The organism is Rhizobium sp. KNZ14-9A (genome assembly GCF_056755015.1).
In genome coordinates, this window is the sequence record NZ_JBPGXB010000004.1 from 2,324,746 (window position 1) to 2,340,338 (window position 15,593).

14 protein-coding genes are annotated in these 15,593 nt (G+C 56.4%); 2 read left to right on the plus strand and 12 right to left on the minus strand.

The window, feature by feature from the left end; genetic code table 11:
* Nucleotides 1-23 precede the first annotated feature (23 nt).
* From ACR9ZQ_RS41125 to ACR9ZQ_RS41170, 10 genes are all read right to left on the minus strand, one after another.
* Nucleotides 24-791 (minus strand): 2-keto-4-pentenoate hydratase, encoded by a 768-nt coding sequence (locus ACR9ZQ_RS41125; protein WP_481430855.1) that lies wholly within the window; start codon nt 789-791, stop codon nt 24-26.
* A gap of 158 nt (nt 792-949) precedes the next feature.
* Complete coding sequence (locus ACR9ZQ_RS41130) at nt 950-1,882, minus strand: dihydrodipicolinate synthase family protein (RefSeq protein ID WP_481430856.1); 933 nt, start codon at nt 1,880-1,882, stop codon at nt 950-952.
* Nucleotides 1,883-1,909: 27 nt separating this feature from the next.
* Entirely contained in the window at nt 1,910-2,737 is an 828-nt protein-coding gene (locus ACR9ZQ_RS41135) for a shikimate dehydrogenase family protein (RefSeq protein WP_481430857.1), read from the minus strand.
* Entirely contained in the window at nt 2,728-3,546 is an 819-nt protein-coding gene (locus tag ACR9ZQ_RS41140; protein ID WP_481430858.1) for a sugar phosphate isomerase/epimerase family protein, read from the minus strand. The genes ACR9ZQ_RS41135 and ACR9ZQ_RS41140 overlap by 10 nt, the downstream gene beginning before the upstream one ends.
* A gap of 135 nt (nt 3,547-3,681) precedes the next feature.
* The gene (locus ACR9ZQ_RS41145; RefSeq protein WP_481430859.1) at nt 3,682-4,689 is read right to left on the minus strand and encodes an aldo/keto reductase; all 1,008 of its coding nucleotides are present in this window, start codon (nt 4,687-4,689) and stop codon (nt 3,682-3,684) included.
* Nucleotides 4,690-4,994: 305 nt separating this feature from the next.
* Complete coding sequence (locus ACR9ZQ_RS41150; protein ID WP_481430860.1) at nt 4,995-6,293, minus strand: ABC transporter substrate-binding protein; 1,299 nt, start codon at nt 6,291-6,293, stop codon at nt 4,995-4,997.
* 50 nt (nt 6,294-6,343) lie between these two features.
* Nucleotides 6,344-7,189: a carbohydrate ABC transporter permease gene (locus ACR9ZQ_RS41155; protein ID WP_427145802.1), complete on the minus strand. Its 846-nt coding sequence runs from the start codon at nt 7,187-7,189 to the stop codon at nt 6,344-6,346.
* An 8-nt stretch (nt 7,190-7,197) separates the two neighbouring features.
* Nucleotides 7,198-8,136 carry a carbohydrate ABC transporter permease gene (locus ACR9ZQ_RS41160; protein ID WP_481430861.1) on the minus strand — a complete coding sequence of 313 codons (939 nt, stop codon included), beginning with the start codon at nt 8,134-8,136 and terminating at the stop codon, nt 7,198-7,200.
* Between the two features lie 52 nt (nt 8,137-8,188).
* Nucleotides 8,189-9,241 carry an ABC transporter ATP-binding protein gene (locus ACR9ZQ_RS41165; protein WP_481431014.1) on the minus strand — a complete coding sequence of 351 codons (1,053 nt, stop codon included), beginning with the start codon at nt 9,239-9,241 and terminating at the stop codon, nt 8,189-8,191.
* 145 nt (nt 9,242-9,386) lie between these two features.
* Nucleotides 9,387-10,217: an IclR family transcriptional regulator gene (locus tag ACR9ZQ_RS41170; RefSeq protein ID WP_481430862.1), complete on the minus strand. Its 831-nt coding sequence runs from the start codon at nt 10,215-10,217 to the stop codon at nt 9,387-9,389.
* Nucleotides 10,218-10,399: 182 nt separating this feature from the next.
* Here ACR9ZQ_RS41170 and ACR9ZQ_RS41175 point away from each other — a divergent pair, with 182 nt between their 5' ends.
* The gene (locus ACR9ZQ_RS41175) at nt 10,400-11,404 is read left to right on the plus strand and encodes a Gfo/Idh/MocA family protein (RefSeq protein WP_481430863.1); all 1,005 of its coding nucleotides are present in this window, start codon (nt 10,400-10,402) and stop codon (nt 11,402-11,404) included.
* 105 nt (nt 11,405-11,509) lie between these two features.
* A complete protein-coding gene (locus ACR9ZQ_RS41180; RefSeq protein ID WP_481430864.1) occupies nt 11,510-12,442 on the plus strand; it encodes an SMP-30/gluconolactonase/LRE family protein in 933 nt (310 codons plus the stop codon).
* Between the two features lie 142 nt (nt 12,443-12,584).
* On the opposite strand, the gene ACR9ZQ_RS41185 is transcribed toward ACR9ZQ_RS41180, so the two are convergent.
* Nucleotides 12,585-13,394, minus strand: coding sequence for a shikimate dehydrogenase family protein (locus ACR9ZQ_RS41185; protein WP_481430865.1), 810 nt, complete (start codon nt 13,392-13,394; stop codon nt 12,585-12,587).
* Nucleotides 13,388-15,361 (minus strand): FG-GAP repeat domain-containing protein, encoded by a 1,974-nt coding sequence (locus tag ACR9ZQ_RS41190; RefSeq protein WP_481430866.1) that lies wholly within the window; start codon nt 15,359-15,361, stop codon nt 13,388-13,390. Before ACR9ZQ_RS41190 ends, ACR9ZQ_RS41185 begins: the two co-directional genes overlap by 7 nt.
* Between the last annotated feature and the right edge of the window lie 232 nt (nt 15,362-15,593).

Genomic DNA, 15,593 nt, shown 5'->3' on the forward strand with positions numbered 1-15,593 from the left:
TTTTTCGTCATGTGTAAAGAGGCTTACGACAGCGCGAAATCCAGCACATCGTCCTCGCCCAGTTGGACGGATACGTCCCCCGGATTGGTAACGTCGAGTGCACCACAGAGGCTTCCCGTCGTGATAATCGAGCCTGCTCTGAGCACTTCGTCAGGCCTGGATCGATTGTTCGCGTACCCGCAGAGCCAAGTAAGCGGATCCTTCGTCGGATGCTCTGCGGCAGCGTCGAAAACGACCTGCTTGTTGAGCCAAATCTTGAGGGGAAAACTCGAACGGGGCTGAAGAACCGATAGCGTTAGAGCCGGCCCTCTTACGTAGCCAATATTTCCGAGGCGGTCTGCCAGAAAGGCCTGGAAGGAAATGCTGCCACCTTCCAAAATGCCGCTCCAAACCAACTCTGCACCGAGGTACACGTTTGAGATTGCGGCCTCGATGTCGGCCCGCTCATAGGATGTGTCGGCCCGAACAGGAAGATCCTGGCAAAGCTCCACGGCAACTTCTATCTCCAGCTTTATGTCCCTTCGCCATGCAATGACCGCACCGGAAGGATTATCGAAGTATGGATGAAGCGGAGCGATAACAGGTTCGCCGTCGGGCGACTTGGCGACTTTCCAAGCCGGGACGTCTACTCCTTCGAGTTTCGACAACTGCCTCTGCACCTCTTTTGCGTCCTCAAGCGCTAAGGGCATTGACACGAGCTGACCCGTCGGAATCTGGCTTCCGTCATGACGGAGGCTGCGAAGTTGATAAGCCAACGCAATTTGATCAGGTGTGGCTAAAGTAGGGCTCATTTCTGCCTCTTGGACGGCTTCGCTTGAATGATGAAAGTGTTAGAATCGTCCGATGATGACCGCACGGATGACGGCGCGCTCCACGGATAACCATTGTTCTTCAATGCGTGGCGCTCGTTCCCACGCATTGAAGAAGCAAACTCGACGGAGGCTAGTGGTTAGGAGACTTGCTTGATCCGCTCTCTGAACCTGTCGGTCCCTCGCCGAATATGGTCCAGCAGATCCATGACTGCCCAGTGCCGCTCGGCAATGTCATAATCTGTGACACGGGAATGAACGCTCTCAAACGTGCCAAGGCGCTTGTGCCAAACCTTGGCAAGACCGGGATAGCCCATCGGCTCGGCCATCGCTGCTAGCGCCAGGAAGTTTTCAAGGTCGCGGCGCAAAACGCTCTCTTCGGAAGCGTGCTTGTAAAGCCAGGCGTAAAGGTCGGGGTGGATGTTGGTGAAGACGCCAGAGAAGCCTTTCGAACCTGCGCGCATAGCGGCAGCGGCGATGGCCGCATTGGCGTTGACGATCGCAAAGCCGGAATCGCCAGAAAGCGCGATGCGCCGCTTGACCGTTTCGAGGTCACAGGAGACATCCTTCAGCGTTACGAAGCGGCCGGTGTCGCGGCACAGCTTGAATTCGTCATCGCTCAAGAGGCGGCGATAGGGAGCAGGGCATTCGTACAGACCGAGCGCCAGCTCGCTCGGTAGCCAACTCAAAATGGCATCGAGGCTTGAACGAAATGCTTCGGTGCCTGCATTCGAGGTGTCGAGCCTGTTGCTGACCAGGACAAGGGCATCGATGCCAGTCTCAGCCATCGCCACCAGTTCTGCGCGCTGGTCATCCCTGCTCTCGCTGATGTGTCCGGATGAGATCACCCGCACGCGTCCGGCCGCCAAGGAGACCACCTTCTTGGAAAGCTCAACTCGCTCCTCCAGCGACAACTTCTGCATTTCGCTCGACTGACAAACGGCGAAGAGCGTATCGGCACCATTGGCGATATACCATTCAACAAGTCGCTCGAGACCTTCCCAATCGATCCGGTTATCCGGGGTGAAAGGGGTAAGCATAACGGGAACGATCCCCTGGGCTTTGATCTTCATGATGTAATCTTTCGCTATTTTTGATCGTTAGAGTGCAGTTCCTGCCGGCAAGCCTGCGGCAAAACCTGCCATCAGGCGGATCTGCGCAAGCAGCATGTCATTTCCATCAGAGACGGTTGCGCCGGCTGCCTTAGCGGCGCGCAATAGTGTCGTCTCGCCGTTTAAGCTGGCGATGTCAGCAATGAGCATTTCAGGCCGGATCGCGGCCGCTGGCATAGGAAAGACGCTGTCACCCTTGACGCCGATCGGAGACGCATTGATGACGATATCGTAGTCCCACCTTGTCGATCCATCGACTGGAACGGCGCATTCCTCGCCACGAAAGGAATTGACCATATTCGCGGTGAAGGCGACGGATTCAGCTGAAAGATCCATAAGATCGATCTTCCTTACGCCTTCTTCAGCTAGTGCGAAGGCGATCGCGCGGCCTGCGCCGCCTGCGCCGACAATCAGCACACGGGCGCCACGTAGTCGCGGCTTTGCCTCTCCAAGTCCTTCAACAAAGCCTACACCATCAAAGAGCGCGCCATGCATCTGGCCGTCCTCGCCACGCTGAACGCAGTTGACGGCACCGACTGCCTTTGCCGTCGGCGTGAGGGTTGAACACCTCTTGGCAGCCGCCACCTTGTGAGGGATGGTCGTGCTGATACCGCAGAGGTTGGGAATCGCAGCAAAAATATCCCACGCCGCCGCGAAATGCTCGGCGGTTATCAGAAACGGCACCGCGTAGATGTTAACTTCGGCGGCGGCAAAGATCGGGTTGATCAGGCGCGGCGTCTGGACCTGGTGGATTGGATCGCCAAACACAGCGTAGACACGCGAGTTGCCATCAAGGTTGGGAATATTCACTCGCATGGTTTTAATCCCTTGCTGAACAGGCTACGGCAGCGATCGAGCGCAATGTCCATGACCTCCGCAGGGTCTCGAGCCCACCAATCGGCGGAGAAGATCTCTACCTCGACCGCGCCATGGTAGCCGGCATCTCGCATCATCGAGTGGATGCCGCGTAGATCTATGATCCCGTCTCCCATCATGCCTCGATCGGTGAGGAGATGCCGCGTAGGGATCAGCCAGTCGTTGACATGAAAACCAAAGAGCCGGCCGGCCTCGCCCGCACGCTCGATTTCGGCACTAAGTCGCTCGTCCCACCAACAATGATAGACATCCACGACCACGCCGATGCCCGGTCCTAATGCTTCGCAGAGGGAATTTGCATGGGAAAGGCTGGAGATTACGGTGCGATCGCCGGTAAGCATTGGATGAAGTGGCTCAATGGCCAGCTTCACTCCGATCTTGCGTGCGCGCTCAAGGACTTTGCCAACTAGATCCTCGATCCGTCGTCTTGCTGAACCCAAATCCTTTTCACTATCTCGCAAGCCTCCTGTAAACAGGAAAACATGATCAGCCCCAAATCTTGCTGCGCGCTCAAGCTCCGCCCCAGCCCGGTCAAGGCAATCAGCTGCCAACGGTCCAACGCGATTGTAGCCTGAGACCGTCATCCCGAAATCTTGTAAAACAGAGAGAGCGTCTTTCTCGCCGACCTTGGCAATCTCGTCCCCCCAAATGGAAACGGTGTGAAGTCCTCGCTCCGAGCAGAGTCGAAGAAAGGTCAGCATATCTGCTCTCTCGCGCACCGTGGCGTGGTTGAAGACAATGTCTGTCATCGGCTCCCCTTAAAGTTAAAGTATCAATGTCTCTCGGACCGCGACTGGGTTTTCCGCAGCAATATCAGGATCATGCCGTCCGCTTGAAAAAGCGGACGAAATTTTACCTGATACCCCCGTCGCGGTCGTCTTTTGCTAGGCTACCTTACCCAGGTGACGACGAACCTCTGGCGCGAGCCATGGAGAAACATAACCGCGGTCAGCCTCTTCGATGAGCGATCCCGGCGGCACAAGTTCGTCAATCCGGTCAAGCGTCGCTGCGTGAAGAACGGCCTCGAATCCAGCTTCCATGCCCTTGAACTGCTCGAGCGTGCGAGGCCCGAGGATCACAGACGTCACCGCGGCATGCGCTAGGGGAAACGCCTGAGCCATGTGCATGAGGGACAAGCCAGCCTCAGTTGCGACGCGTTCAAGTTCTGGAAGTAGTTCCAGCTTGCGCTTGTTGCCCTCACGCTGCATGTCGAAGCGAGACTGCAGGATGGGATAGTGCTGTCCCCATTGCCCTTTGACGCGCTCGGCCCGGGAACCAGACGGCGTGGAGCCATCGGCTTTGTATTTGCCGGTTAACCAGCCGCCGTTCAGGGGACTCCAGGCGGTAAATCCCATACGATAGTGTTGAACTGCGGGAAGGGTTTCTCTCTCTACGGCGCGTTGAAAGATCGAGTAGGGCGAGCTCTCATTGATGAACCGTGCCGTCTTATTCAACCGGCTAACCGATTGGGTCTCAGCCAAGTACCAGCTCGGCAGTGTCGAAGAGCCGATGTAACGAACTTTGCCTTGGGTTACCAGGTCGCTAAGAGCGCCCAGTGTCTCATCGAGATCGGTCTGAAGGTCGGGCCGATGCATTTGGTAAAGATCAATGTGATCAGTATTCAGCCGGCGAAGGCTGTTTTCGACCTGCTTCATAATCCAGTAGCGTGATCCGCCCTGTTCGTTGCGTCCTTCACCGGCCGCCAGACGAAACTTGGTTGCGAGCACCACTTTGTCCCGACGGCCTGCAATCGCTCTGCCGACGATCTCTTCGGCCTCTCCATGGGAATAAGTGTCCGCAGTGTCGATGAAGTTGATGCCGCGGTCCAAAGCATGGTGCACGATGTCTATGCACTCTTTTTCGTCAGTATTCCCATCTGATCCGTAGCTCATGGTCCCCAACATGTATTCGCTGACCTGAACTCCCGTCCTCCCAAGGTAACGATACCTCATAACCGACGCCTCTCTGCGAGTTTGAAAGCGGCTCGGTTCGGATAGTGTGCACGCACGATCTGCGATCGCCGGGCACACCGATGCCGTCGGCTTATTTCAGCCGGCGAAAAGCCTGAACACGGGCCGTCGAAACCACTAATCTTCGCGTCGACGATCGGCGACGCGCGTGGATGTAAAGTCTTGGCAGGCGCTGGATGGAGGGGACTATTCACCCCATCCAGCATTTTCATCTGCAGTTAAGTCAATTACTGCGCCTTCGCGAGAGCCGCTCCATACCGTTCGATCAGTTCGTCGTATGCATCTGCCGGCGATCCATCTTTCAGGATCATCCGCTGGAAAGCCTCACCCAAGATGGTGTGATACGTCGAGAGGATGGGGGAGTAGGTCACGGTCTGGCCACGCTGGGCTACCAAGTCAGCCCACTGCTTCTGGTCCTTACCAGCGTCGCTCTGGAAGTATGGCGAAGTGTATGCCGATTTACGCGATACAACTTCGCCGCCCTCGGCTGCGAAAGCTTGCGCCTCCGGCGACACCATGAACTTCACGAAGGTCCAAGCGGCATCCTGATTGGCGGTCTTCTTGTTGATCGCGATGTTGTAGCTGTAGACCGTTTGCTTGTCATTTGCCGTATACCCTGGCGCCGGAGCCCAAGCTAGATCGTCACCGCCACCTTGCTGCTTCACCGTCTTGTAACGATAAACGCCAAACACCGCCGTCGCTGCACTGCCAGAGCGGAGAGCGTCGTGCAATTCGTTGAACCCCATCTGGGCGCTGCGCAGTGGAGTCACCTTGCACTTCGTATAAAAGTCTTTGATCGTTTGCGCCGCCTTGATGAACGACTCCTTTGAAAAGGCAATCTTACCATCAGGGGTAAAATATTGACCGCCATTGCCAGGCAGCATGGTGCTAAGAAAGAATTCTCCAAGGCTTTGGGCGCCACCAAGACCGCCTGTTGCTCCAAGCGGAACAGCGAAGGTAATCGTATCCGATTGACCGAATTTGTCGCCTAGTGCGCATACTTCATCCCAAGTCGTCGGGGGCTTGACCCCGGCCTTCTCCAACATGCTTTTGCGGTAGAAGAGGATTGGAATACGGAAGTCCTGGGGGAGAGCATAGAGCTTTCCGTCGACCTTCGTGCTCGACAGAGGCAGGAGCCAATCGTCATCCGGAATGCCTTCCTTCTTCACCAAATCATCGAGCTGGAGGAGATTTCCGGTGGCAGCGAATTCGGAAACAGCAAAGCCGACGACGCGGATCACGTCTGGTGTCTGGCTTCCGGACTTGATAGCGCGTGCTGCTGCCCCCCCGGTCGGATCGACAAGCAGCTCGACCTTGATGTCTGGGTTTTTCGCCTGAAATGCGTCAATCATCTTGGTCTGAGCTGCAGACCGGGGATCCTTCGAATTGTTTGGATCCAGGAATGTCTGGTAGATGATCTTCGTGTTCTCGGCAAATGCTTGCGGAGCAGCAAAAGCGAAGATGGCGGTACCAATTGCCAGCGCCGCTGACGATTTGATGAGTTTTCGTCTTGATATGGTTTGCATGCGTCTTCCTCCCAGGTTGAACTAGATGCTGTGTGAACTTTAGTGGGGCATCAGCCTTTGACGGCGCCTGCCGTGAGCCCGGAGATGAACCACTTCTGAACGAAGCCGAACATGAAGATAACCGGTGATGATGCGACCATCACAAAAGCCATCATGTAGGACCACGAAATGCCGACGGCGTCGAAAACCTGATTAACAAGGGCGACCTGCAGGGTCCGTTTTGCGACTTCGGGCGCAAAAACCGCCACAGTGATATAGTCGTTCCAGGTCGTCACAATGCCGATCGTCGCGACCGCCGCTATACCCGGACGTATGAGCGGCAAGATCAGAGCCCAGATGATTTGAAACCGGGAAGCGCCATCGATCATAGCGGAGTCTTCGATCTCAACTGGAACGGCTTCGACGAAATTGGCGATGAACCAGACTGTCTGGGGGATAATCCGGGCCGAAAGGATGATCGTCACCACGATGCCGCTGTTGAGCAAACCGACCGTTTCAAGCAGATAATAGGTAGGGACCAGCAACGCCACACCTGGCACCATCGAGGTTCCAAGTATCACGAGCATCAAAGTCCGCTTACCTCTGAAAGAAAAGCGAGCGGCGGCGTAACCTCCTGGAATTCCGACCAGGAGAGCAATGATTACGGCGCCGACGGAGTAGGCAACGGAGTTCCAGAGATCATTGAGGAAAGCCGCGTCCTGGAAGACCTTGGTGTAGTTATCCAGCGTCGGCGAAGTTGGCCAAAGAGTAGGTGGCACAACAACCGCTTCTACTTCTGTCTTGAAAGATGTCGCAAAGGCCCAAAGCACTGGCCCGAGAACGATAATCCCGATAATCAAGCTTCCCAGGATCGCGGGTATCTGTCCGTTTGACCTGTTCGAGAGAGCGTTACTCATATCTGATCCTATCCTGTCGCGCGGCCGGTCAGCCGGCTGTAAAGAGCACCAAGGGCGACATTGATTATAAGGACGACGATCGAGACGACAGCAGTCGGCCCAATGTTGACCGCCTGAACCGTCCCACGGAAAGCTTCGAAACTCAGTGTCGTGGTTGACCCCAGCGGTCCTCCGCCAGTCATCACAATGATCAGCGTCATCAAGGTCAGGTACATGATGGAAAGCGTCAGCGCCGTGCTTCCCAAGGTGGGAAGGATTTCCGTCAGCGTGACGTAACGGAACTTCACGAACGCACCACCTCCGTCGATCTCTACGGCTTCATAGAGTTCTTTCGGAATGGACTGCATGGCTGCTGTTGCCATCACCATGACATAGGGAAATGACCACCACGCTGTGACGATGATGATGAGGGGCAATGCCATTCCCGGATCCCCTAACATCAGTCCGGGATCGATACCCAGCTTCTGGATCACGTAGGGTACCGGCCCAAACGAGGGGTTGAGGAGCCAGAGCCAGATGCTACCGACAACTGACATGGACAGCGTCCAGGGAAACAGGATGAAAACGCGTAGCGCAGAGCCAGTAACGCCCGCGCGGTTCAACACCAGCGCTGAGCCCAGACCAAGGATCATGGCGCCGGCCAAAGACCCTCCAACATAGCTCAAGGAAATGATGGTCGTGTCCCAAAACTCGGAGGATCTTAGCACTTCGACGTAATTGGCCAGGCCGGTAAAGCCGACCAGCTCATAGTATTTCGTTTTCTGAAAGCTCAACCAGATCACGAAGATCGTCGGATAGAGCGTGACAAGAAACAGGATCAGAATAGCGGGCGTAAACCAGAGAAAGGGAGCCCAACTAAAGCGGTTTGCGTTGTCAGTGGCGTCCACGACGTCGCTCGCCAGGTGCGCCGCGCTTTGATTGGTGACTTGTAGCGGTGGTATCGACATTCGAATACTATTCCCCTGTGGCCGTCTCAGGCAGAGTGGGTAGCGTCGGTTCTCAGGACAAGCGCCTGCCGGTGCTCTCGCTGAAGAGGTGGACGCGTGAAAGATCCGGAGCCACGGTGATGGTCTCGCCAGCTTTCGGAAGAACCCGATCTCGGAATATGCAGACGATGGTTTGAGCGCCATGCTTGGCGATGATCTGGGTTTCGGAACCTGTCGGTTCGACGACTGTGACGGTAAGAGGCAGTCCCACGTCACTGATCGTGAGATGCTCAGGACGCACGCCGTAGATTACTTTCTCGGAGATATCGGCCACGCCTGCAGGCAGAGGCAGCTTTTGTCCGTCCTCGAGGACGAACCGGCCTTCCTCCACTCGGCCGTTGAGGAAGTTCATCGATGGCGATCCGATAAATCCCGCGACGAATACGTTGGCGGGGTAATCATACAGTTCAAGCGGCGCCCCAACTTGCTCGACATAACCGTCGTGCATGACGACGATCTTATCGGCCATTGTCATCGCTTCGACCTGATCGTGGGTCACATAAACGGTCGTGGTTTTGAGCCGCTGATGCAGTTCCTTGATCTCAGCGCGCATTTGCACACGCAGTTTCGCGTCCAGGTTCGAGAGCGGCTCATCGAACAGGAATACTTGCGGATTGCGAACAATCGCGCGACCCATCGCCACGCGCTGACGCTGGCCGCCCGACAGTTCGCGAGGGTAGCGATCAAGGAGCTTCGTGAGACTGAGGATTTCAGCTGCGCGTTGAACGCGCATCTCTCTTTCCTCGCGCGGAGCCTTTTTGAGCTTCAACGAGAAGCCCATGTTTTCCGCGACGGTCATATGCGGATAAAGGGCATAGTTTTGGAAGACCATGGCAATGTCTCTGGCCTTCGGCGGTATGTCGTTAACGGTGCGTCCGCCGATCTGGATCTCGCCGCCTGTGATATTTTCGAGTCCCGCGATCATCCGCAACAGAGTTGATTTTCCGCAACCCGAGGGTCCGACGAGGGTTACAAATTCCCCCTCGTGGATATCGACTGACACGCCATGAAGCACGCGTACGGCGCCATAAGCTTTGCGAACGGCCTTCAGCTCAACATTAGCCAACTGTTTCCTCCTGCCGGCCACTGACGCGGCCACTTGACCCTAGCGCGATTTCCCCGATCGCTATCGGAACGTTATTCCACTAAGAACGGCGGGTGTCAACAGAGGTCAGCGATGTGAGAAGTTCGCTATCAGTTACGGAAGTTTTTTATATAATATTTCCAACAACTTGTGACTTGTTCGAAGCATTGGCTTGGGGGGATGGCGAGGCGATCCGATAAGGCCAAAGTTCGGAAAGTTCCTCGGCAGTTGCCTTCACTTGTTCCGCTAATTGAGGAAGTACGAGTGGTGAAAAGCGGTGGATCGGTCCAGCGATGCTCACCGTTCCAACAACCTGACCTCCAACGCGAATAGCCGCCGCGACAGCGGCAACGCCGGGTTCAGCTTCCTCGATCGCGGTGGCCCATCCCCGTTCTTCGGTCTCATCCAAAGCAGCAGAAAATGTCTGCCTGGAGGTGATTACGCGGGGACCACCCAGGTCTGTTCGGCCCAGCCCGCTCGCCACGGCCCTGGCCAACGCTTCCTCTCGATCCAGTGTCGCCAGCCACGCTTTGCCGTTAGCTGTCGTGTGCAATGGGACCTTTGCCACCAGTTCTGGCTGGTAAATCAGGCCGGACCGCATGCCTTGTGAGTGGGATATCCACGTCAATCCATCAGGATCAAGGATCGCAATCCTGCCCAGTCCCTTGGTATCGCTAGCTAAGCGATCCAGAATTGGTTGGCAGATGTCGGGGATCCGTGTCCCGGCCAGTAGACGCTGGCCCATTACGGCAAGGCGCAGCGAAAGTCGGTAGAAGCCGTTCTCCGGATCCTGTTCGGCCCAACCTAAGTCACACAGGCTGTGGAGCAGGCGATGCGCCGCGCTCTTCGGGACGTCCAGCCGGCGGCTGATCTCGCCTAATGACAGTCCAGTGGCGTTCTCACTCAACAGTGTGATGACGTCGAAACAACGGTCTAGAAGGGATTTGACAAGGCGCATGGTACCACGATATTCGGTTTATCGGAACGTTATTCCAATAGCACTACCAGAGGCGTTTCACAAGGAGCCGCTTGAGCAGGAGCTGACAATCAGGCCACGCATCGTCGGATCTTCCTGTTGCTTCCTTCGATGCGGTTAATCATGCCTGCTCGCCTTGATAAACCAGAAATTATGGAGTCGTGATGAGGATCGCAATATTCGACGTCAGCCATTGGCATTTTCCGCTTTACATCGCTGCCCTGAAGGATCCGGGTATCGAGGTGATCGGCATATCCGACAGCGCGGCATTTGCGGGGCCACGTTTCTCCGAATTGCTCGATTGTAAGCTTTATGGCTCCAACGACGAACTGATGGGGCAGGATTTCGACTTCGCGCTTGTCTTCAGCCGCCATTCCGACATGGCCGAACTCGCTAAGCGGCTGATCGCTAAGGGCACGCCTTTTCTGATCGAAAAGCCATGCGGGCTTAATCTTGAGGAAGTTCGTCGTATCCGCGAACTGTCTGAGAAACACGGCGTCTTCGTAAGCGTGCCATTTATTCAACGCGTGAGCGACTTGGCCGATCGTCTCTCGCCGGCTGCAGGATTGGTGCCAGACGGGTTCCAGCATCTTTCCTTCAGGTTCGTCGTAGGCTCGGTGGCACGTTATGAGCGAAACGGATGCGCATGGATGCTTGACAAGGCGCTCGCAGGAGGTGGGTCGATGCTGAATGTTGGTATTCATTTCATCGACTTCATCTCAAACCTGACGCAATCCCCTATCACCGAGGTCTCAGGCCAGATCCAGATCTACCGACCTGATGTAACCGTCGACGAACAGGCTGTCTTCACTTGCCGCACTGCGGCAGGACAGATCGGCGTAATCGAGACAGGGTATTTGTATCCGTCCACAGCCGACGATCAGCGGGATTTCGCGTTCTCGATCTCGCATCGCCAATCTTACATTCGCGGTTACGCTGACCAGTTCTATGCAAAGCCGCGTGAAAACGAGAGGGCTAGCTCGACCGCAATCGAATATAATACGGACGAGTATTACCCTGTTTTCCTTCGCCGCAGCTGGGCTGATCTCGCAAATGGCCGCCCTCCCGTTGCAGGCTTGCTCGAAGCGGAGCGCGCACTGGCCGTCATTGAGGCAGGTTATCGTTCGGCGGCAAACCGGGGAGTGCCCGAGCACGTGGAGACCAGCTAGTTCGCCACTGAAATCAATCTTCACTGGCGCGCTACTGTATAAAGCTCGCCGGACCCTCGCACTAAATCGCTATGCCGACCTTTCCTTTCAGTGCTTGCCCATTCTATGACGAAACCTGACATCGAGATCATTGCTAAGGGACTTCACTTTCCGGAAGGACCCGTCGAACTGCCCGACGGCTCGATCGCCGTCGTTGAGATCGGTCGCGGCAGGATCGTGAGGATCAGGGAAGGCGGAAAACAGGACGTACTGGCGGTCACCAAAGGCGGTCCTAACGGGATGGCTTTAGGGCCGGATGGAGCGCTGTACGTTTGCAACAATGGAGGGTTCTCGTGGGAACAGGAGGGTGCTTGGCTGCGACCCGTTGGTCTGGCTCCAGATTACTGCGGTGGATTGGTCCAAAGGGTCAATATCGCTACGGGTGAGGTCACGACCTTGTATGACCAGTGCGACGGCCGAACACTTAGCGGCCCTAACGACATCGTTTTCGATGATCAGGGCGGCTTTTATTTTACTGACACGGGCAGGGTCCGGGAGTTCTACCGGGACCATGGGGCTGTCTATTACGGAAAAGCCGATGGCAGTTCGATAAAGAGGGTGGTGTTCCCACTTCTCGCACCAAACGGAATTGGCTTGTCACCCGATCTTTCGACGCTTTACGTCGCCGAAATGGAAACAGCACGACTGTGGAGCTACTCCATCGCTGGGCCGGGGGTGGTCCATAAAAGACCTTTTCCGAGCCAGAGCGGCGGCGAGCTCGTTATCGGACTTGGCGGCTTCCAACGTCTGGATAGCCTGAAGATTGCGGCTTCCGGTAACATCTGTGTCTCGACCTTAGTGACCGGGTGCATAACGGTGATTTCTCCACAAGGCGAGCTGCTTGACCAAGTGTGGATGCCGGAAATCTATCCGACAAACCTCGGGTTTGCAGGCCGAGGATTGCGCGACGCCGTCGTGACGCTATCGCTGACAGGCATGGTTGGCAGACTTCGGTGGCCAGAGAAAGGTCTGAGACTGCAAAATCAGGGAACTCGATAGTCCTGGCACTGCCTCGGCAGAGGCCCCGTTTGCAAGAGCGGCAGCTTCTTCATGGCCAATGCATTGACGATGGCCCTCCCGACAGGTGCCAGGGAGAGCTTTTGAAGCCACCTCAGTTGGAGACTACTTAGCCTGAGCGCAACTAAGCCCAAAGCTCACAGATATGGTCGACAGTGAGGTCGGCTTGTCCGGTGATCATGTGCATGCCGGAATGCGTTTCGACATCCCGTGCTGCAGCCAGCGCAAGAAGCCTGGTTGTTTCCGGCTGGGCAATGACTTCAGCGAATGTCATCCCGGGCTGCAGGAGTTCCGGATTGAGCGGTAGCGCGTCAGTATCTTGAAGGCCGAGCGACGTGGCATTGACGACGAGTTGCCCAGCTTCCGGCTCGGGCTTGCCAGCCTTGGCAACCGTTCTCCCAAAGTCAGCGTTCACCGTCTCCGCCAGCGCTTCGGCTTTCTCAAAAGTTCGATTCGACACCGTAATGCTGTTGGCACCTGCCTCGACGAGTGCAAACGCTATAGCAACCGAAGCACCACCGGCTCCGATGATGAGAGCATCGCGACCCCCTATCGCAATCCCTTTCGATTGAAGGCCTCGCACAAAGCCTTTGCCATCGAACTGGTAGCCTCGAAAGCTACCATCGCGTTCGCGCCGGACGAAGTTGACAGCGCCGACCCGGGCTGCCACCGGATCGAGACTGTCGCAGAGGTCGATCGCCGTCTGTTTGTGAGGTAGAGTAATGCCGAACCCCACGAGGTTCGGCATCGCCCTCAAACCGGCCCAAATTGTGGCTAGGTCTTTTGCTGGGACATGGAGCGGGACAGATACTATATCTGCCCCGCGTGCCGCAAAAAGAGGATTGACCGCCGCTGGCGACTTGGCCTGGGCGATTGGATCGCCGATGATGCCAATCAGCTTAGTCGTGCCTCGAATGTTGACACTGCTTACCACGACAGTTCCTCGCGCTTGAGCCAGACAAGGCTGCCGTCTTCGATTCCAACGATGATGTCGAGCATGCCGCGGCCAGCCCAATCGACAACTTCTGGGGAGGCAACGTGCATAGCCATCTGAATGGTTTCGCCCCGGTGCTTGATCGGAACTGGCAATGCAAAGCGCGGCTCTTCCGGGGTTCCGACGTTGCGGGACAGGAAGAGGCCAGCCTGCTTGGTCGTGTTGCGCGGCGCACCGGTCTTCGGATGCGGGGGAACGCAGGCGCGGGCATGGGTGCCGAAAATAAGATCCGTGCGACCTGTGCCTTCCCAATCGCAGAAGCACAGCTTCACGCGACCGCGACCGCCGCCAACATCGACCGTAAAGCGTATAGCTTCGCCGTCTTCCCAACGTAGGAAACGTTTGTCGACGAGTTCCGTGTCGGACGCCCTCCTCCAATCGCTGAGGACTCCGTCCTCATCCAGTGCGACATAGTGGAGGTCGCTGTCCTTGAGCCAATCAACGACCGCCGGTCGAACCCGCCAGACTGTCTTCAACGGCTTGCCCTTGAAGGTTAGGAACTCCTCCTCGCCGAAGCGTGGCGGCAGGACCTTTTCGCCGGTGTTGCGGAATAGCCGATGACGGCCCGTGACGTCGCTGACCAAAATGTCCATGCTGCCATTGCCGGTCCAGTCGGCAAGCGTCGGGCAAGAATAGCCGAACATCTTTTCCGACGGTCCCTGGATAGAGCCTGTCAATCCGGCTGCAAGACGGATCGGCGTGTCGCCACCCTTCAGCATGACTTCCTTGTCGAGATAAATGACCCCGTCTTTTTCCCGGCTCTGGTAGAAGAGCAATTCGCCTGTGCTGTTGCCAACGACAAGATCGTAGTGCCCGTCACCGCTGAAATCATAGGCCGCCGGGCTTGGCAGGATACCCGCGTGAATCAATGGCTTCGTGGTCTCGATGCGGCCGCGCTGCTCGAAACGTGGAAGCCCGTCTTCGCCAGTGCCGACGTTCTTGAGAAAGCTGATGTATCCATCCTCGGCACCGTAAAGGATGTCTTCGCGACCGTCGCCATCCCAATCGACGACGCAGGGGAGATGGATACAGTGCTCGAGTTCCAGAACCTTATCGTCTATACTGCGGATCAGGCTGGCCGGCTCGACGGTTCCGTCTCCGCGCTGTCGGGCAATATGCAGGATATTCCAGAACTCGCCTGCAATGATGTGTTGCTGCCCAGTCCCGAACTGGCCAAATGCAGGCGCCAGCTGCCCATAGACCTCAAGTGGCGTTTCGCCGGCGATGAGGGCATGACCCTTTTCCAGCACGGGAGCTGCGAGCGTACCGTTGTTCTTGAATGCGTACAGGAAGCCACGCAGCGGACCGCCGAGCCAACGTCCGGCGTCGTCATAGCCGCGATAACCTTCGTCGTTCCATTCCAGACCGTTCGGCCAATAGTCGTTCCAGTAGTCGCTACCGACGATGAGTTCCGCCACCCCGTCGCCATCGATATCGTGGAACCGGGCCATATGGAAATATTCGTTACCCTTGACCCAGTCGGCATCGAGGTCAAGGCGCACGGGGTCGCCAAATTCAGGCGCGCCTTTTTTTCCAATGTTGGGAAACACATAAATCTGCTTGCGCAGCCGCGACGCGGAGACAAGATGGAAAATATCTCCGTCCTTAACGGCCGTCACGTAGCCGCGGACGCTTTCGACCAGTTCTTCTTTACCCAGGATAGGTGTGCCGTCAGGATTGGTGCCGATTTGGCGACGCAAGAAGACGCGACCGTCGTAGCAGGCGTCCCATGCAGAAATCAGCATGTCCTTTGTACCTGTGCCGCTCCAATCGACGATCTCGACACAGGTGATGATCCGACCTGCGACAGCCGCCGACTTGACGTCCGGATGGTAATGCAAAGCCTCCGACCCATAGTTTGGCCCGTGCCAAAGCGTGGCGTCGTCCTCCCACCTTGTTACGCTCATCGCAAATCCTCTCCACTTGCAGATTTAATTGGAAATGATTTCTAAAACGAAACCACCTTTCAAATCTAGTGGAAAATTTAGTCAGGCGCGCCTTCGGGTGCAGGACATCGGGACGGTGATAGGGAGGAAAAGGCTGATGTCCGGCAAAGGGTAGAGGAAAAACGCGAGTGTGCTCCCATTCAGCCTGCGTTGCTGGCGGGCTGGCAGTGGACAAGCTGTTCTAGCGAGGGCG

Excerpts from the sequence above, each read along its gene's own strand:
- ACR9ZQ_RS41125 (WP_481430855.1), bottom strand. The coding sequence starts at position 791 with ATGAGCCCTACTTTAGCCACACCTGATCAAATTGCGTTGGCTTATCAA.
- ACR9ZQ_RS41130 (WP_481430856.1), bottom strand. The coding sequence starts at position 1,882 with ATGAAGATCAAAGCCCAGGGGATCGTTCCCGTTATGCTTACCCCTTTC.
- ACR9ZQ_RS41135 (WP_481430857.1), bottom strand. The coding sequence starts at position 2,737 with ATGCGAGTGAATATTCCCAACCTTGATGGCAACTCGCGTGTCTACGCT.
- ACR9ZQ_RS41140 (WP_481430858.1), bottom strand. The coding sequence starts at position 3,546 with ATGACAGACATTGTCTTCAACCACGCCACGGTGCGCGAGAGAGCAGAT.
- ACR9ZQ_RS41145 (WP_481430859.1), bottom strand. The coding sequence starts at position 4,689 with ATGAGCTACGGATCAGATGGGAATACTGACGAAAAAGAGTGCATAGAC.
- ACR9ZQ_RS41150 (WP_481430860.1), bottom strand. The coding sequence starts at position 6,293 with ATGCAAACCATATCAAGACGAAAACTCATCAAATCGTCAGCGGCGCTG.
- ACR9ZQ_RS41155 (WP_427145802.1), bottom strand. The coding sequence starts at position 7,189 with ATGAGTAACGCTCTCTCGAACAGGTCAAACGGACAGATACCCGCGATC.
- ACR9ZQ_RS41160 (WP_481430861.1), bottom strand. The coding sequence starts at position 8,136 with ATGTCGATACCACCGCTACAAGTCACCAATCAAAGCGCGGCGCACCTG.
- ACR9ZQ_RS41170 (WP_481430862.1), bottom strand. The coding sequence starts at position 10,217 with ATGCGCCTTGTCAAATCCCTTCTAGACCGTTGTTTCGACGTCATCACA.
- ACR9ZQ_RS41175 (WP_481430863.1), top strand. The coding sequence starts at position 10,400 with ATGAGGATCGCAATATTCGACGTCAGCCATTGGCATTTTCCGCTTTAC.
- ACR9ZQ_RS41180 (WP_481430864.1), top strand. The coding sequence starts at position 11,510 with ATGACGAAACCTGACATCGAGATCATTGCTAAGGGACTTCACTTTCCG.
- ACR9ZQ_RS41190 (WP_481430866.1), bottom strand. The coding sequence starts at position 15,361 with ATGAGCGTAACAAGGTGGGAGGACGACGCCACGCTTTGGCACGGGCCA.